Origin of the sequence: Pseudomonas sp. MPB26 (assembly GCF_046605355.1) — a bacterium.
In the GTDB taxonomy this organism is placed as follows: Bacteria; Pseudomonadota; Gammaproteobacteria; order Pseudomonadales; family Pseudomonadaceae; genus Aquipseudomonas; species Aquipseudomonas cedrina.
This window is the reverse complement of sequence record NZ_CP176793.1, coordinates 5,791,096-5,809,552: the sequence shown is the minus strand read 5'-3', so window position 1 is coordinate 5,809,552 and position 18,457 is coordinate 5,791,096. Positions and strand designations below refer to the sequence as shown.

Annotated in this window: 19 protein-coding genes and 1 pseudogene; 8 read left to right on the top strand and 12 right to left on the bottom strand. The window is 59.6% G+C overall.

The window, feature by feature from the left end; translation table 11 throughout:
* Positions 1 to 82: 82 nt before the first annotated feature.
* On the bottom strand, positions 83 to 259 hold the full coding sequence (locus ACLH0H_RS26520; protein WP_019821495.1) for a general stress protein: 177 nt from the start codon (positions 257 to 259) through the stop codon (positions 83 to 85).
* 309 nt (positions 260 to 568) lie between these two features.
* On the opposite strand from ACLH0H_RS26520, the gene ACLH0H_RS26515 reads away from it, so the two are divergent.
* From ACLH0H_RS26515 to ACLH0H_RS26505, 3 genes are read left to right on the top strand one after another with little or no spacing between them, the layout of a single operon-like run.
* On the top strand, positions 569 to 790 hold the full coding sequence (locus tag ACLH0H_RS26515) for a PLD nuclease N-terminal domain-containing protein (protein WP_076954922.1): 222 nt from the start codon (positions 569 to 571) through the stop codon (positions 788 to 790).
* A 5-nt stretch (positions 791 to 795) separates the two neighbouring features.
* The gene (locus tag ACLH0H_RS26510) at positions 796 to 1,311 is read left to right on the top strand and encodes a hypothetical protein (protein ID WP_411380320.1); all 516 of its coding nucleotides are present in this window, start codon (positions 796 to 798) and stop codon (positions 1,309 to 1,311) included.
* 12 nt (positions 1,312 to 1,323) lie between these two features.
* The gene (locus ACLH0H_RS26505; RefSeq protein ID WP_411380319.1) at positions 1,324 to 1,767 is read left to right on the top strand and encodes a DUF421 domain-containing protein; all 444 of its coding nucleotides are present in this window, start codon (positions 1,324 to 1,326) and stop codon (positions 1,765 to 1,767) included.
* Positions 1,768 to 1,774: 7 nt separating this feature from the next.
* On the opposite strand, the gene ACLH0H_RS26500 is transcribed toward ACLH0H_RS26505, so the two are convergent.
* The 6 genes from ACLH0H_RS26500 to ACLH0H_RS26475 form a co-directional block, all read right to left on the bottom strand.
* Positions 1,775 to 5,917 (bottom strand): CheR family methyltransferase, encoded by a 4,143-nt coding sequence (locus ACLH0H_RS26500; protein WP_411380318.1) that lies wholly within the window; start codon positions 5,915 to 5,917, stop codon positions 1,775 to 1,777.
* A 371-nt stretch (positions 5,918 to 6,288) separates the two neighbouring features.
* A complete protein-coding gene (locus tag ACLH0H_RS26495; RefSeq protein ID WP_411380317.1) occupies positions 6,289 to 6,531 on the bottom strand; it encodes a hypothetical protein in 243 nt (80 codons plus the stop codon).
* On the bottom strand, positions 6,528 to 6,785 hold the full coding sequence (locus ACLH0H_RS26490; RefSeq protein ID WP_186689575.1) for a DUF6555 family protein: 258 nt from the start codon (positions 6,783 to 6,785) through the stop codon (positions 6,528 to 6,530). The genes ACLH0H_RS26495 and ACLH0H_RS26490 overlap by 4 nt, the downstream gene beginning before the upstream one ends.
* A gap of 97 nt (positions 6,786 to 6,882) precedes the next feature.
* Positions 6,883 to 7,164 (bottom strand): hypothetical protein, encoded by a 282-nt coding sequence (locus ACLH0H_RS26485; RefSeq protein WP_411380316.1) that lies wholly within the window; start codon positions 7,162 to 7,164, stop codon positions 6,883 to 6,885.
* A gap of 46 nt (positions 7,165 to 7,210) precedes the next feature.
* A complete protein-coding gene (locus tag ACLH0H_RS26480; RefSeq protein ID WP_411380315.1) occupies positions 7,211 to 8,515 on the bottom strand; it encodes an SDR family oxidoreductase in 1,305 nt (434 codons plus the stop codon).
* Positions 8,516 to 8,596: 81 nt separating this feature from the next.
* Positions 8,597 to 9,361 carry an OBAP family protein gene (locus ACLH0H_RS26475; RefSeq protein ID WP_411380314.1) on the bottom strand — a complete coding sequence of 255 codons (765 nt, stop codon included), beginning with the start codon at positions 9,359 to 9,361 and terminating at the stop codon, positions 8,597 to 8,599.
* A gap of 245 nt (positions 9,362 to 9,606) precedes the next feature.
* On the opposite strand from ACLH0H_RS26475, the gene ACLH0H_RS26470 reads away from it, so the two are divergent.
* The 5 genes from ACLH0H_RS26470 to ACLH0H_RS26450 all read left to right on the top strand — a co-directional run bounded on the left by ACLH0H_RS26470 (position 9,607) and on the right by ACLH0H_RS26450 (position 13,346).
* Complete coding sequence (locus ACLH0H_RS26470) at positions 9,607 to 9,753, top strand: hypothetical protein (protein ID WP_411380313.1); 147 nt, start codon at positions 9,607 to 9,609, stop codon at positions 9,751 to 9,753.
* 32 nt (positions 9,754 to 9,785) lie between these two features.
* On the top strand, positions 9,786 to 10,013 hold the full coding sequence (locus ACLH0H_RS26465; protein ID WP_307393558.1) for a hypothetical protein: 228 nt from the start codon (positions 9,786 to 9,788) through the stop codon (positions 10,011 to 10,013).
* A gap of 159 nt (positions 10,014 to 10,172) precedes the next feature.
* A complete protein-coding gene (locus tag ACLH0H_RS26460; RefSeq protein ID WP_411380312.1) occupies positions 10,173 to 11,057 on the top strand; it encodes a manganese catalase family protein in 885 nt (294 codons plus the stop codon).
* A 66-nt stretch (positions 11,058 to 11,123) separates the two neighbouring features.
* Entirely contained in the window at positions 11,124 to 11,633 is a 510-nt protein-coding gene (locus ACLH0H_RS26455; RefSeq protein WP_411380311.1) for a ferritin-like domain-containing protein, read from the top strand.
* A 111-nt stretch (positions 11,634 to 11,744) separates the two neighbouring features.
* Positions 11,745 to 13,346 (top strand): histidine kinase famiy protein, encoded by a 1,602-nt coding sequence (locus tag ACLH0H_RS26450; protein ID WP_411380310.1) that lies wholly within the window; start codon positions 11,745 to 11,747, stop codon positions 13,344 to 13,346.
* Here the strand turns inward: ACLH0H_RS26450 and cyoE are convergent.
* From cyoE to cyoA, 5 genes and pseudogenes are all read right to left on the bottom strand, one after another.
* Positions 13,327 to 14,214 (bottom strand): annotated as a pseudogene (gene cyoE, locus ACLH0H_RS26445) (heme o synthase); the annotation flags it as partial. The gene ACLH0H_RS26450 and the pseudogene cyoE overlap by 20 nt on opposite strands.
* Positions 14,172 to 14,510: a cytochrome o ubiquinol oxidase subunit IV gene (gene cyoD, locus ACLH0H_RS26440; protein ID WP_411380309.1), complete on the bottom strand. Its 339-nt coding sequence runs from the start codon at positions 14,508 to 14,510 to the stop codon at positions 14,172 to 14,174. The pseudogene cyoE and the gene cyoD, both read right to left, overlap by 43 nt.
* 1 nt (position 14,511) lies before the next feature.
* On the bottom strand, positions 14,512 to 15,126 hold the full coding sequence (locus ACLH0H_RS26435) for a cytochrome o ubiquinol oxidase subunit III (protein ID WP_411380308.1): 615 nt from the start codon (positions 15,124 to 15,126) through the stop codon (positions 14,512 to 14,514).
* 3 nt (positions 15,127 to 15,129) lie between these two features.
* Complete coding sequence (cyoB, locus tag ACLH0H_RS26430; RefSeq protein WP_076954909.1) at positions 15,130 to 17,103, bottom strand: cytochrome o ubiquinol oxidase subunit I; 1,974 nt, start codon at positions 17,101 to 17,103, stop codon at positions 15,130 to 15,132.
* Positions 17,104 to 17,105: 2 nt separating this feature from the next.
* Positions 17,106 to 18,050: a ubiquinol oxidase subunit II gene (gene cyoA, locus ACLH0H_RS26425; RefSeq protein WP_076954908.1), complete on the bottom strand. Its 945-nt coding sequence runs from the start codon at positions 18,048 to 18,050 to the stop codon at positions 17,106 to 17,108.
* Between the last annotated feature and the right edge of the window lie 407 nt (positions 18,051 to 18,457).

Genomic DNA, 18,457 nt, shown 5'->3' with positions numbered 1-18,457 from the left:
CGCCTAGGCGAAGCCGTCCCAGTCCAGTTGCTGCGTCCTTTATCAGTAAAAGGGGCAGGCAAGCTGCCCCCGTTTGGATCACTTACGACTTACGCCCGCCGCCATGGCTGTTCTGGCCGCCTTTGCGTCCCGCTTCCGAGGCTTTTTCCCGATCATTGGCAAAATTGCCGCCGGATGCCTGGCCGCCTTTTTTGCCGGCCTCGGAGGCCTTCTCGCGATCATTGGCGAAGTTACCTGGGTTTTTATTACTGGTTGTCATGGTCTTTCTCCATACTTTCAGTAGTTGGTTGTCGTGTCGCTCGTTACCCATTTATGCAATAGGTATGTATTCCGATAACGGCGCGTTTGAAATTGTTTTGAGAGATTTTTAAACAGTCGATGAACGGTCGATATGCCCAGTAAACTTGTACAAAGTGCAGTAACTACCGCCGCTTCGTATAATTATTTAATAGTAAATTGATAGCACTGCAGCCGCTTCGCTTAATGGGCATGTGTTCCTGGCAACGGAAAAATAATGAACCCCGGCCGTACTCTCCGGACCTAAATAAACACAAACAGGAGGTGCACCATGCAATTCACTTATCTCTGGATTTTCCTGGCGGTCATCGCGGTGTTGCTCGATCTGTGGGTGCTCAATAGTCTGTGGCGAAGCGAAAACTCATCGGGCAGCAAGGCAGGCTGGACCGCCCTGGTGGTGCTGTTGCCGTTTGTGGGGGCGGCTGCCTGGGGTATCGCCGGTCCGCGCGGCGTGACCAAAGGCCCGTCGTCGGCGGAACACAGCAAAGGCTGAAGCCGATGAAGCCGCCTGCGCACGAAGACCTGCACAGCCGCCGCTACCCGATCAATGAGGACATGACCCTGCAACGCAAGGTCTGGCGCTTCGAACGGTTTGGTTGGTACGCCATGGTGCTCATCATGGCGCTCACCTTGGCCGGGCTGTTCTCCAAAGGGCCGTTGAGCACCACCCAGGTGCGCAGCGCCGATGGGGCGGTGCGTGTCGAGTACCAACGCTTCCTGCGCAACGGCTCCTCGGACGTATTGGTGATTCATCTGCAGGGTAAGGCCCGCGAGCCGCTTGAGGTGGCAATCAGCGGTGAGCTGTTGCAGGGCTTCAATATTGAAATGCTGCAGCCGCAACCGCTCAAGGCCAGTACCGCGGGCGAGGGCATGAGGCTTTGGCTGCTCAGCGACAATGATGGCAAAGCGGTGTTGCACCTGACCTTGCGCAGCGACGGCGTCGGCAGTTTCGACACCCAGGTCGCACTCGCCACGGGCGCGTCCGTGGGTCTATCACAATTCATTTATCCCTAGGGGGCAGCCAGCATGGACTCAGTATTGCGGGCGGCAGCCATTTACCTGGTGCTGCTGGTGCTGTTCAAGATCGCCGGCAGGCGCTCCCTGGCGGAACTCACCACCTTCGACCTGGTGTTGTTGATGGTGATCGGTGAAGCCACGCAACAGGCGCTGCTGGGCGATGATTTTTCGCTGACCAATGCCGTCCTGGTCATCATCACGCTGATCGCCATCGACATCGGCTTCTCATTGGTCAAGCTGCGCTCACGCTGGTTTTCCCGCATGTTGGATGGCGGGCCGACCATCGTAGTCGAACGTGGCAAGGTGCTTCACGAGCGCCTCAAGCGCGCGCGGATGGATGAAAGCGATATCCTCGAAGCGGCCCGCTCCGCTCAAGGGATTGTCCAGATCGATCAGATCCAGTTCGCGATCCTTGAGCGCAACGGGAAAATCTCCGTTATCCCTTATCAATAAGCCCAGCCTAGCGGCTCGACTGACGCAGTTTTTCGATCAGACTGATCAGGGATTCATGGGTTACGGGTTTGCTGACATGGGTGTCAAAGCCTGAGTCAACGGTTTTCTTCTGGTCACTGCTGGCACCGTAGCCGGTTAATGCGATGGCCGGAACCTGGCGCAGATGGCCTATCTTGCGCAGCTCGCGCATCAGCTCGTGGCCGTTCATTTTCGGCATGCCGATGTCCGAGATAATCAGGTCGTAGTGGGTATCGCGGACCGTCTCAAGCGCGCCCAGCGGGTCGCTGAACGCGCTGACCTGGGCGCCTTCCATCTCCAGTAGCATATTCAACACCTCCAGCACATCGGCCGAATCGTCCACCAGCAGCACCTTGACGCCGTTCAGCCGTTCATTCTCGGCCTTTGCGCCGCAGGTGTCGGGCAAGTGGCTCTGCTCGCTGAGGGGCAACTTGATCGAGAAGGTACAGCCAAAACCCAGGCCCTTGGAGTAGACACTCACCGAGCCACCGTGCGCCTCGACCAGTTGGCGGACCAGCGACAGGCCAATCCCCAGGCCTTCACGCTGATGGGTCTGATGCTGGTTCTCCGCCTGGCCGAACAAATCGAAGATCTTTTCCAGGCTGTCTTCGGCAAGCCCCGCGCCACTGTCGATGACATCCAGTTGCGCGTGGCCTTCCGAGCGGCTGAGCACCAATTGCACTTGCCCGTCTTCCGGGGTGAATTTGAGTGCGTTGTTGACCAGGTTCCAGATCACTTGCTCGATACGGGTAGGGTCCACGTCCACGATCAGTGAGCCAGGTACCGAAGGCGTTTGCAGGGTCACTTGGCGGTGACGCCCGTCGGCAAGCACCACGCTATGGATATCCTGGAGCGTGCGGATCAGGTCGACCGGTTGTTTCTTCAGCTTGAGCTTGCCGGTGCGCACCCGGGCGACATCCAGCAGGTCGTCAATGATGCGCGCCTGGCTGGAGACTGCCTCGCAGATGGTATCCACGGCCCTGACCGCGGGGCCCGCTGCCTTGGTGACGGGCAGGCGTCGCAGCAATTCGGCGTTCAGCTGAATCAGGTTCAACGGGTGTTTGAGTTCATGGGACATGACCGCGAAGAATTCATCCTTGAGGTGGCTGTTGGTCTGGGTTTCCATCAGCCGCTGGCTCTGTTCTTCCTGGGTACGCTTGTGGCCGGTCAGGTCGCGGGCAATCTTGACGTAGCCTTGCAAGCTGTCGCTCTTGAGCAGGGTGACTTCACCGCTGCAGTAGAAGCGGCTGCCGTTCTTGTGCACATGCCAGCGTTCGTCTTCGCCGCGCCCATGTTCGCGGGCCGCGCGCAGCTCGCTCTCGGGGATGCCCGCGGCGCGGTCTTCCGGGGAGAAAATCAGGTCGTAGTAAGCGCCCAGCACTTCGTCCTTGGTATAGCCGAAGATCAGCTCGGCCCCGGTGTTCCAATCGGTGATGGCGCCATGGTCGTCCAGGATGATGATGGCAAAATCATGGGTGCTCTCGGCGACCAGGCGCATGCGTTCTTCACCCAGGCGCAGTTCCTCTTCGGCCAGGCGCCGTTTGGTGATATCGATAAAGGTCAGCACGGTGCCGTCAATGTGGTCTTCGCTGGAACGGTAGGGCAGCAAGCGCGCGATATACCAGCGGCTGTCTTTGCTGCTGATTTCGCGCTCGATCATGCTCAGCGATTCAAAGACGGTGGTGGCATCATCGGTCATCTCCGGGTAGTCGAGGCGGTGCGTGATGTCCATCAACGAGCGCCCCGTGTCCACCGGCAGCATGCTGAAGATATCCGTGGCGCGCGGGGTGAACCAGCGAATGCGCATATTGCGGTCGACGAACACCGTGGCGATGTCGGTGGAGGCGATCAGGTTGGTCAGGTAGTCGTTGACCTTGTCAGTCTCTTCAACCTTGGTCTTGAGCTCATAGTTGACCGTCAACAACTCCTCATTGATCGACTGCAGCTCTTCCTTGCTGGTTTCCAGCTCTTCAGTGGCCGAACGCAGTTCTTCGTTGACCGCCTGCATCTCTTCGTTGGAGGCCTTGAGCTCTTCGCTGGAGACTTCCGCCTGCTCGATGGTGTCCTGCAGGTGCAGCTTGGTGCGTTGCAGCTCGCGTTCCAGGTTGCTCATGATCGCGTTTTCCGCATGGCTGACGCTGGTGGCGTCGGACTGTTCGGCGTCGACTATGGCTTCCTGGAACATCACCAGCACGTAGTCGCTTTCGGTGGCGTCATCGCGGTAGGGGCGGGCGGTGATGTCCACCAGATAAGTGACCTGGTCCCGTTGGATGCGCACCTTGCGCGAGGTCACAGGTATATTCGATTGCTGGACCTGGAACAGTGTCGTACGGATATCCAACCGCAAATCGGGATGGACCAGGGCCAATAGATTGTGGGTGATTTCCCCGGCCACATAGCGCAGGTAGCGTCCCGCGCCTTCGCTCATGTGCAGGATATCGGCCTGCAGGTCGACAATGACACTGGGCGGTGCAGCCTTCTCCAATGCGCGCAGGTGCATATCGGCGAACGAACGCTTGGTGGGCGCCTTGATTTCCGCGGCAGCGACCGGGGCGTTGGCACGCACATAGCCGCCTCGCGGCATGGTGGGCGCGCGGCGAACCGCCGAGGAGCCGGCGCGCACGCGAAAAATGCGGTTGCGCTTGTCCACCGGCACGAACAGGTCCTGGCAGCCGTCGGCCGACTCCGATGAACCCAGAAACAGATAGCCACCCGGGCGCAGCGCAAAGTGGAACAGTTGCAGGATCTCGCGCTGCACTTCACGGTCCAGGTAGATCAACAGGTTGCGGCATACGATCAGGTCGATCTGCGAGAACGGCGGGTCCGCCAGCAGGCTGTGCTTGGCGAACAACACCCGCTCGCGGATTTCCTTGCGCACCCGGTAGTGCTGGTTTTTTTCCTTGGAAAAGTATTGGCGCAAACGCGACGGCGGTACGTCAGTGATGATCGCTTCGGAATACACACCGCTGCGGCCATGGCTGATGGCGCGCTCATCAATGTCGGTGGCAAACACCTGCATTTTCGCGCTGCTGGCGTCCAGCGCCAATTGTTCGGCCACCAGCATCGCCAGGCTATAGGCCTCTTCCCCGGTGGAGCAACCGGCCGACCAGATGCGCACTTCCTCGCGGTGCGGCACAGTGTCTTCCAGGGACTTGACCAGGTTGGGGATCACATCACGCTCTAGGGCTTCGAAGGCTTCGCGGTCGCGGAAGAAATTGGTCACGCCAATCAGCATGTCGCCGAGCAACGCCTTGGTTTCTTCCGGATGCCCCTGCAGATAGGTGTAATAGGCGGCCAGGTCGGGCTGGGCGGTGACTTGCAGGCGCCGCTCGATGCGGCGCAATACGGTGGCGCGTTTGTAGTGCTTGAAATCATGCCCGGTGCTGGCGCGCAGTTGGATCAGGATATCGAGCAGCAACTGTTCGGCCACCGCCGCGTCGCGTTCGGTTACGGGCGGGGTGGTATGGATTTCAGGGTCATTGGCGTTGGGCAGGATGATCGACTGGGCGTTGTGCCATAGCTCCAGCAACTTTTGCGGCATCTCCACCACCGGCAGCACCAGATCGACCATTTGCGTCTCGATCGCCGCCAGCGGCATGCCGTCGTACTCAGCGTCTTCCGGTGCTTGCACCAGGGTGATGCCGCCTTGTTCCTTGATGCGCGAAAGCCCCACCGCGCCGTCGGAACCGGTGCCTGAGAGGATCAGGCAAAACGCGCGCTCTTTGTGGGTGTCGGCCAAGTCGCGAAAAAACAGGTCGATGGCAATGTGCGTGCCGCCTTCGCGTGACGAAGGCGATACGCCCAGATAACCATCATTCATCATCAACCGCTGTGCAGGCGAGATGACATACACGTGGTTCTTTTCAATGGGCGTGGTGTCATTGATCTGCACGACCGGCAAGCCCGTCGACTCCTGGATGATCTTGTCCGCCACGCTCTGATGGTCGGGGGACAGGTGCAGTACCACCACGAAGGCCATGCCACAGTCTTTGGGCATGTGCTCGAAAAATGCTTTTACCGCTTGCAGCCCGCCCGCCGACGCGCCAATGCCGACCACTGGAAAGGTCAGGGTGCTGGGGGTCAGATCCTTGCGTTGCGGAACGTTGGGGGACCGCAGAGGGGCAGACTTCATAAATACCAACCTTGGTTAACTGCGCACGAGAAGAGCGTGTAGGGGCACGAATTCCAGCGAGGGTGATGAGTGAGCGGGAGGTGAAATATAGCTGAAAACCTGCTCGTAACAGAATGCCTGCGTGCGACTCCACTACCCCTTGGAACCTTTACTCTCGGTTGAGACGAGCGTGTTGCAAAGGTTTATACAAACTGACGAGTGGCGTAGTTGCCGTAGTGAGCGGGCTTGTCGAATCGTCGCACCGCCCGCGCTGGGGGGCGAAGCCGCCCCAAAAACCACACCTCGGTTTTCAGATAAAACCGAATTGTCTGGATTAGGGCGGCTTCGCCCCCCAGCGCGGGGCAAGCCCGCTCACTACAATCGCGCGGCGACTACGATTTACGCATCGCCCGGCGGATGCGCATCCAGTCCCGATAAGCCGCGGTGCGTTGCTCATCCGCGGCTTTCTTGGCTTCCAGAAAACGCGTCCAGGTTTGCGCCTCGCCGCTGTAGTTCTCGATGATCTTGTACGCTTGCGCATCCAGTCGATCGGCCTCGAAAAACATCTCGGTGTTGTGCGCGATCTCGTCGTCCCACGTTTGCCCTGCTGTGTAACCAAGAGTCTGGCTGTTCATTGTGTGAGGCCCTCCGCCCACTGGATCGCTTCGGCGCCGCTCCAACGCACATCGGTGATGCCGTATTTTTCGGCCATCGGTTTAGACACGCGCTTGAGGGTGTGTTGACCAAATCTGGGTATGACTGCCACACCAGCATCGCAACTGGCCCAATGCCATGCCTCGGCATTGTTCATTTGCGCGGCACGCACGATGAAAGACCTGGGTTCACCGTGCAGCCGATACCGGATAGTGAATAAATCGTTGTGTTTCATGAGGACTCCTTATGCTCATGAAGTACAGATATTTGACGTCAGGGAAAATTCAAAAAACTGTCAGACAATTCGATGGCCGAGAACGAGACTTATACAATCAGTCATCCACTGTAAAAGTTACCCAGCCAGGCCCTTCGACAGGGCGCTCTATCTCGGCAATCACGCCGCTCACAGAGGTGCCATCCGGCAAGTTGACGGTCACAAAGGTGGGGTTGCCAGGCCACTCCAATGGCGAGTCGAAATCCAGGCGCACGATAGTGGGTTTGCCACTGCTGGACATCCGGATAGTGACCGAGTCATTCAGGCGTTCATCCGATTCTGTCCCCAGGTGGCGGGAGGCCGTGATGACGCTGGCGGTACCTTCGAAGTTGTAAGACATGCTGGATTACCTCATGCAAAAAAGGGGGGCGGTCGCCCCCGAAAGCTCATTTGTGCCGCGTGTTGTTCGAACGCAGGTTACGCGCGACGGCAACGCCGCTCAGTAACAGTACGGCGCCCGCTGCGGCCAGCCAGTAAGACGTGTGGCGGGGTTTTCGTTGGCCGCCTTCGACGCGTCGCTCGCCGCTTGCCGGTGTGAACAGGTTGCCCGACGATGTGGCGGCGTGGGAGCTGCGCTCCAACCCCCGGCGGGTCAGCCAACCGGATAATTGGGGGAAAGCAGGCAGCATAAAATGCGCAACGCGCGCAACGGTGGCGGCGGCACCGACGGTGGTGCTGTTCTTGGGCTGCAACGCACAGGCCACCATTGCTTGCGCAACCCGCTGTGGATCGTAGACCGGTGGCGGCGGCTTCAGCGCGTGGCCGGTGAAATTGCCGCCATCGCGAAAACCCGGCGTGTCGATCACCGCCGGATAGATGTCGCACACGTGGATATTCGGGAAGCCAACCAATTCGCCGCGCAGCGCTTCAGACAAACCACGCAAGCCGTACTTGCTGGCGGAGTAGGCGGCCGCGTAAGGCTGTGCAACCCAGCTGCCCAATGACAAGGTATTGATCAGAATCCCGCTGTTCTGCGCCTTGAAATAGGGCCACGCGACGTAGGCACCACGCAGGTAGCCGAGCAGGTCCGTTTGCAGCACCTGCTCATGGGCTTCCAACGGGGTTTTCTCGAAATCGCCGACCGCACCGACCCCGGCGTTGTTGACCCAGATATCGATCCGGCCATTGCCAAAGGCGGCGGCCTGTTCGGCCAAGGCGCGCATCTGGTCGCCCTGGGTCACGTCGGTTTGCACCGCCAGCGCCTGGGCACCGAGCGCCGCGCATTCCTCGACCACATCGGCCAACGCCGCTTCGTCGCGGGCCGCCAGTACCAGGCGCGTGCTCTGTTTGGCAAAGGCATGGGCCGCGGCGCGACCGATGCCGCTGGAAGCGCCGGTGATCACTACCGTCTTGCCGTGCAGTTGGCCGTTGCGCTCAGCGGCGGCAGGCGCGGGCTCGTCCTCGGTTGCGTGCACAGGCGTCTCATGCAGTTTCAGCCGGGCGCCATCGCTGAGTATCAGCGTGAGGTTTTCGATCGTGCCGGCGACGCGGTCGGGGAAGACCGGTTCGCCGGTGGCGTCGAGCTCGTCATAGATAAACGTCTGGCCTTCGAGCCAGCCGACTGCGGTGAGCAGTTCAGGTCCCAGGTAGTACTTCCCGTCCAGGAAAAAGCCGCTGAAGTGCTTCGTTCGTTCCAGACTGTCCACTGTGTAGCGTTCGCCAGGTCTCATTCCGGTTGCTGGATCAATCATGCTGACATCCTCCATTCGCTGGTTTTGGGATAGAGGCGGGCCAGTAAATGATCGTTCAATCCAAATGCCCGAGTGGTGTATTCAGTGCCGATGAGGTGTTTCGGTCGGGTCGACGATCTGGATGACGTTGCCCTGGCGCCATGCATCCGCACCCGGCGCGATGGGCGCTGCGATGATGTCCGCACGGGCCTTTTTCTTATCGCTGCTGTTAATTCCCAGCCGCTGGTCGCGCTCGGCAACCATGGCCGGGTCAGCCTGGCCGTCAGCGGTAAAGCCCATCATCAATTGCGGCACGCCCAGTGGCAGCTGTTTGTTGAGGTCGGTGTGCCAGGTGTGCCAGGTCTTGCCATAGGTATTCACCAGCTTGTTCATCAAGGCATGCTCGGCAATTTCGGGAATGCCCGGCGCAACCAGTTGCCCGGACTTCACTTCATGCACATGGCTGTGCCACAGCGCCTTTTCAGCCGCAGGCAGCGTGTTGAACAACTGCTTGCTGATGATGTATTCCACGCCCATCAACTTGGCGTCCTGGCGATTGCCGTCGTAGATCACGCACTGGATCACCTCTTCGTTGAGGATCGAGCAATAGTGATGGGCCTCCATTTGCACATCGGGGTGGCCGTTGTAGAAGTGAAAACCGTCCAGGTAAGCGTTCAACGCATCAATCGGTGGGCGTGACTGGAGCATCGCGGCGCCCGCATCCAGCGTTCGGGTGGTCGGCGATTTCTCGGCACCGGGTGCCACCACATTTGATGCCGAATCGTTACCGGCGCAGGCTGTCAGCACACCGATGGACGCTGCCAGGCAGAGCGATGGGAGCGCGGTCGTGCGGTTGGCTTTTTTCATGGCTCAGTCCTTCCGTGGTTATGCGCAAGGCCAGAGGGGAGGCCTTGTCAGGTTAAGGTTTGCCACTGTTTAGAAGGAGGCCCCCAAAAGGCGTTCAATCGGTTTTCGCCTGGGACCACTCGTCAGCCTCGGGTCGATTTGATTGAACACGGCGGGCTGTGCTCCGGCCAGATAAAGCGTGTGCTGACGAAGTTCGGCTTCGTCTTGCCAGGTTGAATCACTCGACTTACAGCAGGTGAACAAGCATGAAAAAGTTAACCATGTGCCTTGGGCTGTGCAGCGTCTTCATGCTGCACGGCTGTTTTGACAGCGCCGACAACGCCACCAAAGAGAATGCCGACGGTAAGGCTTCGGTGCAGATGCAAGAAGGCAAGGCAGACGAGAGCAAGTAAGGCTTCCATCCTGTGACCTGGAGATTTTTTCCATGAAGCACGACCCATCCAACACCCAGAACCGCCCCGTTGAAGATTTGGGCCCACCCAATGACGACGGCAATGTAATCGGTACCGCCGGGCGTGACGAGGACCCCAATGCGGCCACCGATTGGGACCATCCCGGCACCCTTGAAAAGTCCGGCGAAGCGGATGTCTTGCCTCCCAACGGGACGCCTGAAATAGACATCGTTCCCTCTGACAACGAGCGCGTCGATTGAATGCCTGGCATCGCCGTTTCGCTTAGCCATTCAGACGTAACCGCTGGTCGAGATATGTGCAATTTTTTTTGAAATTTCCAGCGCCGGTTATTTCACATGAAAGTAGGCGCGCATTTGCAAAGTGCCGTCTCTTTTCGATTAGCCCGAGGAGATTTGTTCATGTTTCTACATAACAAGCGACTTCAATACACCGTCCGTGTTGCCGAGCCTAATCCTGGCCTGGCCAACCTGCTGCTGGAACAGTTTGGCGGCCCTCAGGGGGAACTGGCGGCAGCGTCCCGCTACTTCACCCAGGCCTTGGCTGAAGACGATCCTGGGCGCAAGGATCTGTTGATGGACATCGCCACCGAGGAGCTCAGCCATCTTGAGGTTGTCGGGTCCATCATCGTGATGCTCAACAAGGGCGCCAAGGGACGCATGGCCGAAGGCGTGGAAGAAGAGGGCGAGTTGTATCGCTCGCTCAACGGTGCCGGCAATGACTCCCATGTCACCAGCCTGTTGTACGGTGCCGGTGCGCCGTTGATCAACTCCGCCGGTGTGCCCTGGACAGCGGCCTATATCGACACCATCGGTGAGCCCACCGCGGACATGCGCTCCAATATCGCGGCCGAAGCCCGCGCCAAAATCGTCTACGAGCGGCTGATGAATGTCACGGATGACCCGGGCGTGAAAGAGGCGCTGGGCTTTTTGATGACGCGGGAAATTGCGCATCAGTTGTCCTTTGAAAAGGCGCTGCATTCGATTCAGCCGAACTTCCCCCAAGGCAAGCTGCCGGGCATGCCCGAATTTACGCAGGTCTACTACAAGATGTCCCAGGGCGCGGGGGGCATGCGTGGCCCCTGGAACCAGGGCGAAGAGTGGGAGTTCGTGGAAAGCCCGCAACCGGCGGTCGATGGTGGCGATGGCTTGGCCAGCGTGAAGTTGGACGCAGACGACGAAGCGACATTGAGCGCGATGAAGATCCGCACGGCCTCGGACCCGACGAGCGACCCCGTTACAGGCGCGGACCTGGGCTCGGGAATGCAACCCAAACCCGAGATTTGACGCGGCACAGCCGCACGCTTTCGGGCGTGCGGCCCATGCTATTTTTTCATCAAGAGGACTAACGACATGGCAACTCCACAGGAAAACCTGCTTGATTGGCTGCGTGATGCCCATGCGATGGAGCAGCAGGCCGAAAAAATGCTCAAGGCGCAATCCGAGCGCCTGGAGCATTACCCGCAGCTCAAGGCGCGGATCGACCAGCACATTGAGGAAACCCTCGGCCAGCAGCAGCTGGTTGACCAGTGCCTGGCGCGCCTGGGCGGCAGTTCGTCGACCCTGAAAGACATGGGTGGCAAGCTGATGGCGTTCGGCCAGGCAGTCGGTGGTTCGTTGATGAGTGACGAAGTCATCAAAGGCGCAATGGCCGGGTACGTGTTCGAGAACATGGAAATTGCCAGCTACACGGCGCTTATCGCCGCTGCGAAAGAGGCCGGTGATTTGGAAACCCAAGCGGCCTGCGAAAAGATCCTGCCGCAGGAAATTGCTATGGCCGAGTGGCTGCTTGAGCACTTGCCCGAACTGACGCAAGCGTTCCTGCGTCGCTCAGCCGACCCCGACAAAGAAGCCAAGCGCTGATGCAACGCGCGGCGCCCGACCTCATGCGGCGGGCGCCTGTTCAGCGCAGGGTGGCACTGCGCGACATTTTTACGGTCCATGGAACACGCACCACGTAATTGGAGGTGAACCTTGGCAAGCAAGAAAAAGCCCGTGGTCGACCGTATCGATCCAGCGCGGCTTTCTTCCAATCGCAAAGACCTGTTTTTCGCGGCCATGCAAACCAGCCAGAGCGCGATGATCGTTTGCGACCCCGCCCAACCCGATAACCCGATCATCTTCGCCAATCAGGCGTTCCTGAGGCTGACGGGGTATGAACAGGATGAAGTCATTGGGCGCAACTGCAGGCTTCTGCAAGGGCCTGAAACCGACAAACGTGCGCTGCAGCAAGTGCAGCGTGCCATGACATGCCGCCATGAGGTGTGCGTGGAAGTACTCAACTACCGTAAGGATGGCTCGACGTTCTGGAACGAAGTGTTTATTTCGCCGTTGTTCAATGAGCAAGGGCAACTGGTGTACTTTTTCGCCTCCCAGTTGGACGTGAGCCGGCGTCACGACGCGGAACTGCGCGTGCGCCGCGCCCAGGACCTGGAGGCCCTCGGGCAACTGACCGGGGGCATTGCCCACGACTTCAATAACCTGCTGCAGGTGATGGTCGGTTATCTCGAACTGATCCAGCAGAGCGCCCAGCGCCCTGGCGCCGATCCGCAGCGCATCTTCAACGGCGCCAGCCGCGCCAGGGCCGCCGCCGAAAAAGCCCAATCCTTGACCCAACAGTTGCTCGCGTTCTCGCGCAAGCAACGCCTGGACAGTCGCGTGATCAACCTGAACACCTTGCTGGGCCGCACCGATTTCATGGCGCAGACGCTTCAGGATGCCCAGCTGCATGTGGATCTCGCCGAAGACCTGTGGAACTGCCGTATCGATCCCGCGCAGGCGGAGTTGGCAGTGCAGCACTTGTTATCCAACGCCCAGGATGCACTCGAAGGACGCACCGAGCCGACCGTGACGGTGAAGACGTGCAATGTTCAGGTTCCCGGCGACGCCAATGCGCAACGCGACGGGCTGGCCGAGGGCCGCTACGTGGGCATCTCGATCAGCGATAACGGCAACGGCATCGACGAGAGCGTCCAGGAAAAAGTGATGCAGCCGTTCTTCACCACCAAGGAGGAGGGCAAGGGCTCGGGGCTGGGCCTGTCAATGGTGTATGGCTTCGTCAAGCAATCGGGCGGCACTGCGCGCATCTATTCCTACCCAGGCGTGGGCACGACGGTGCGCCTGTATTTTCCGGCGGACGACAGCCAGCTCTGGGTCGAGCAGACGCCTGCGGCCACGTCGCTTCACGGCGACGAACGCATCCTGATTGTGGAGGACCGGCCCGAAGTGGCCGAGCTTGCCCAGGAAATTCTGTGCGATTACGGTTATCGCACCGACATTGCGCACACGGCCGCCGAGGCATTGGACCGGCTCGCCGACGCGACCTACGACCTGGTGTTCAGTGACTTGATCATGCCCGGCGAGATGAATGGTGCGGTACTTGCGCGCGAGATAGCGCGCTTGTATCCGCATACCAGAGTCCTGCTCACGACGGGCGATGCGAAGGATTCGCTGGAGCGTGCCGATATACAGGTGCATGACTTCGAGCTGATTGCCAAACCCTATCAGCCGGCTGATTTGCCCAGGAAGATTCGCACGTTGCTCGACACAGCGTGGACAGCGCCAGCATCAGGTTGAGGGCCATCACCAACAGAATCGAGAAGCCGAAGATCGAGCGCGCCCAGCGCGCTGGATCGACCCGGCGCACGCTGCTGTTGGCCAGCGCCAGCCAGTAACCGTCGAGGGCGCTGACCACGGCGAAATACAGGATGTCCATCTGAGCCACCACGCCCAGCACCAGGGTGCTGGCGCAGAAGGCCAGGGTGTACGCCTGTATTTGCCGGTGGGCTTGGGACAGGGTCAGCAGCGGCAGGCGCGCCGCGCGAAAGTCCTCGCGGCGCATCACGGTTATGGCGTGTGAGTGGGGCATCTGCCAGCAACAGAACACCAGCACCAACATCAGCGCCGTGGCGTCGAACCTGGCGCTGACCGCGCAATAACCGATCACCGGCGGCATTGCCCCGGAGAGGCTGCCAACCAAGGTGCCCCAGTGGGAACGACGCTTGAGCCAGAACGTGTAGACCCCTGCATAGATCACCAGCCCGACCAGCGCCAGCAAGCAGGCCAGCAGGTTGCTGCCTGCCCAGAGCAGGCCGAAACCGCTGACGCCCAGGGCGATGGCATAGCTGGCGGCGGTGGGCACTGCGATGGTCCGCAGCGCCAGCGCGCGATGGCAGGTCCGCACCATGCGCCGATCAATGTCCCGATCGGCGCAATTGTTGATGACGCAACCGCAACCGATCACCAGTGCGGTGCCGAGCAGGGTGGCCAACAGATGCACGGGGTCTGCCAGGCGCCCGCCGCCGGCGAGGAAGTAACCCCCCAGCACTGACGCGAGATTACCGAAAATAATCCCCGGCTTGGTCAGTTGAACTCCGGCATTGAGCAGCCCCAGCCAGTACCTCAGTGCGCCAGCATGTTGTGGTGAATACTGCCCATGATCCATAGCGAGAGCCCTACCAGCAAGAGAATGATGACCGCCGAGAAAATCAGCGCAACCAGGTTCCAGCGTTGTTCCTCGGCGGTATCCAGATGCAGGAAGAACTTGAGGTGGACCACGACCTGGATAACCCCCAGCGCCACCACCAGCCAGGCGGTAATGGTGCGTGGCAGCGAGGGGAACATCACCAGGGCGAAAGGGATCAGGGTCAGCAGCACCGACACCAGGAACCCGACCAGGTAGGAGCGGCTGCTGCCATGGCTGCTACCGGCGCTGCTGTGAATCGAACTTTGCTTGTACATGTCACACCACCCCCAACAGATAAACCACGGTAAAGACGCAGATCCACACCACGTCCAGGAAGTGCCAGAACAGGCTCAGGCAACTGAGCCGGGTGGCGTTGGTGGTGGTCAGGCCTTTCTGGCGGATCTGCACCATCAGCACCGCCATCCAGATCAGCCCCGTCAGCACGTGGGCACCGTGGGTGCCGACCAAGGTAAAGAAGGCGGTGAGGAACGCACTGCGGTCCGGTCCGTAGCCTTCTGCGATCAAGTGGTGGAACTCGTTGATTTCCATGGCGATGAAGCCGGCACCGAGCACAAATGTGAGCCCCAGCCAGCGCAGCACCTGGCTTTGCTGGCCACGGTTCATCGCCAGCATCGCGTAGCCGTAGGTGATGCTGCTGAGCAACAGCAGCATGGTTTCAGCGAGCACATAGGGCAGCTCAAAAATGTCCACGCTCGATGGACCGCCCGCCACGCTGTCGCGCAACACTGCATAGCCCGCGAACAGGGTCGCGAACAGGATGCAGTCGGTCATCAGGTAGATCCAGAACCCGAAGACGCTCAGGGAACCCGCGTCCTCATGCCCGTGTTCCTGGGTATGAGCGACGTCTTTTTCAATCACGGTATTGGACATGGATCAAGCCTCTGCCAAGTCTTTGAGACGTGCCGTTTCGATGCGCGCGACTTCTTCGGCGGGCACGAAATAATCAGTGTCTTCGTCGTAGCTGCGCACCACGAACGCGACCACCGAAGCCACCAGCCCGAACGCCGCCAGCCACCAGATATGCCAGACCAGGGCGAAGCTGCAGATCAGCGCGAACAGGCTGATCACCAGGCCCGAGGCGGTGTTGCGCGGCATGTGGATGGCGCGGTAGTCGGTGTGGCTGAGGGTACTTACGCCGCGCTCTTTCATGCCCCAATAGGCGTCCAGGTCGCTGACCTTGGGTTGCTCGGCGAAGTTGTACAGCGGCGGCGGGGAGGAGGTGGCCCACTCCAGGGTGCGCCCGTCCCACGGGTCGCCCGTGAGGTCGCGGTATTGGTGACGGTTGCGGATGCTGACGTACAGCTGCAGTGCCTGGGAGATTACGCCGCAGAGAATGATGAGCACGCCCAACACTTCCAGCAGCAGCCACGGCCGCCATTCCGGATTATCGAAATGGTTGAGGCGCCGGGTCATGCCCATAAAGCCCAGCACGTACGAAGGCATGAAGGCGAAATAAAAGCCGATCAACCAGCACCAGAAAGCGATGCGGCCCAGCTTGTCGTTCAAGCGGAAGCCAAAGGCCTTGGGGAACCAGTAGGTCAGGCCGGCCATGTAGCCGAACACGGCGCCACCGATGATCACGTTGTGAAAATGCGCGATCAGGAACAGGCTGTTGTGCAGCATGAAGTCGGCGCCCGGCACTGCGAGCAGGACCCCGGTCATCCCGCCGATACTGAAGGTCACGATAAAGCCCAGGGTCCACAGCATCGGGGTTTCGAAGCGCACCCGGCCACGGTACATGGTGAACAGCCAGGTGAAGATCTTCACCCCGGTCGGCACCGCGATGATCATGGTCATGATGCCGAAGAACGCGTTGACGTTGCCTCCCGCGCCCATGGTGAAGAAGTGGTGCAGCCACACGATGAACGACAACACGGTAATCGCGATCGTGGCCCATACCAGCGACACGTAACCGAACAGCCGTTTACTGCTGAAGGTCGCGGCAATCTCGGAAAACACCCCGAACGCCGGCAGAATCAGGATGTACACCTCCGGATGCCCCCAGGCCCAGATCAGGTTGACGTACATCATCGGGTTGCCGCCGGCTTCGTTGGTAAAGAAATGCATGCCCAGGTAACGGTCCAGGGACAGCATCAGCAGGGTGGCGGTGAGAATCGGAAACGACGCCAGGATCAGCACCGAAGTGCACAGCGCATTCCAGGTGAACACCGGCATCTTGAACAAGGTCATGCCTTCGGTGCGCATCTTCAGGATCGTGACGAAGAAATTCAGCCCCGTCAGTAGCGTGCCTATACCGGATATCTGCAGTGACCAGATGTAGTAATCCACCCCGACCCCGGGACTGTAGGCCAACCCGGATAACGGCGGATAGGCGACCCAACCGGTTCGCGCAAACTCACCGATTCCCAGTGATACGTTGACCAGCAGGGCACCGGCCACGAACAGCCAGAAGCTCAGCGCGTTGAGAAACGGATAGGCCACGTCGCGTGCGCCGATCTGCAACGGCACCACAACGTTCATCAGGCCGACCACGAAGGGCATGGCCACAAAGAAAATCATGATCACGCCGTGGGCGGTGAAGATCTGGTCGTAGTGTTCCGGCGGTAGATACCCCGGCCCGCCACTGGCGGCCATGGCTTGCTGGGTGCGCATCATGATCGCATCGGAAAAACCGCGCAGCAGCATCACCAGCGCGACGATGATGTACATGCAGCCGATCTTCTTGTGGTCCACCGAAGTGAACCACTCGCGCCACAAATAGCCCCATTTGCGTTTCCAGGTAATGGAGCCGACCATCGCCACGCCTATGAGACCGACGAAGGCCAGCGTGTACATCACAATGGGTTCAGTGGTTGGAATCGCGTCCCATGACAGTTTTCCGAACATTGTTATTGCTCCTCGGCCAGCAGACTGGGGTGTTGATCGGTGCGCGTGCCGGTGCCGTTCGATTCAGCACCATTGGATTGGGTCTGGTTGCGCTCGGGTTTCCTGGCTTTGTTCATGCCTTCGTATTTGTCGACGATGTCCAGGAACAGCCGCTCCTGGACCGACGAGAAATAGGTCACCGGGTGCCGGGTGGTGGGCTTGGCCAACTGCGCGTAACGCGCGTGGTCGAGTGGGGCGGCGGCGCCCTTGACCTTGGCCACCCACGCCTGGAAGTCGGTGGGGCTCAGGGACAGCGTGGCGAAATGCATGTCGGAAAAACCGGGGCCGTTGTAGTTGGCGGCAATGCCTCTGAACTCGCCGGTCTCGTTGGCGATCAGGTGCAACTTGGTCTGCATGCCGGCCATGGCGTAGATCTGCCCGCCCAGGGCCGGGATGAAGAATGACGTCATGGCCGCGTCGGAGGTGACGGTAAAACTCACCGGCGTATGCACCGGCAGGGCCAGCTCATTGACACTGGCGATGCCCAGGTCGGGGTAGATGAACAACCATTTCCAGTCAGTCGCCACCACCTGCACATTGATCGGTGGCGTCTCTGAGTCGAGCGGGCGGTAAGGATCGAGCGCGTGGGTGGTTTTCCACGTCACCCATCCCAGGGCAATGATGATCAGCAACGGAACGCCCCATACCACCGCTTCGATTTTGTGCGAGCTGGCCCAGCGCGGTGAGTAACGGGCCTTTTTATTGGTGGCGCGGTAGCGGTAGGCAAACACAAACGTCAACACGATCACCGGAACCACTACCAGCAGCATCAAGCCGGTGGCGAGGATAATCAGGTCGCGTTCATCGGTTGCAACCTGCCCCTTGGGGTTGAACACAATCAGGTTGCAGCCGGTTAATAAGAAAATGCTGGCGATATATACCAGGCAATAACCAATCGCTCGTTTCATGCCTTGCTCCTGTATTGAAAACTTCCGTTGTTACGGTGCCGAAACGGTGGCGCCGGTGTTCGCAAGTTAACTAAGCGAAACGCCAGCGCAGCGCTTGTTAATGCGTGGCGCAGTCAAGTGCTTAACGCCAGGCAATACGGCGCCGCCAGTGGAGAAACTGCATCCACTGCCCGGATCTGTTGGCTTTCTCGGCCGCTCTGCGGGGCGTGTTTCACCGCGCTCCCGAACATTTTGAATAGACGCCCGGGGGTTGGTTTAACAATTTGTTACTTCGCCTGACGAACGGTTTAACAAGCGAAACGGCACTTAGGGTTTTATAGGCGCATGATGCAATTAGCCTTGGAAAAAAGACGGAATCCCTGCTAAAGCATTCAGGTCTTACTTGAAGGCCAACCACTAACGGTCTG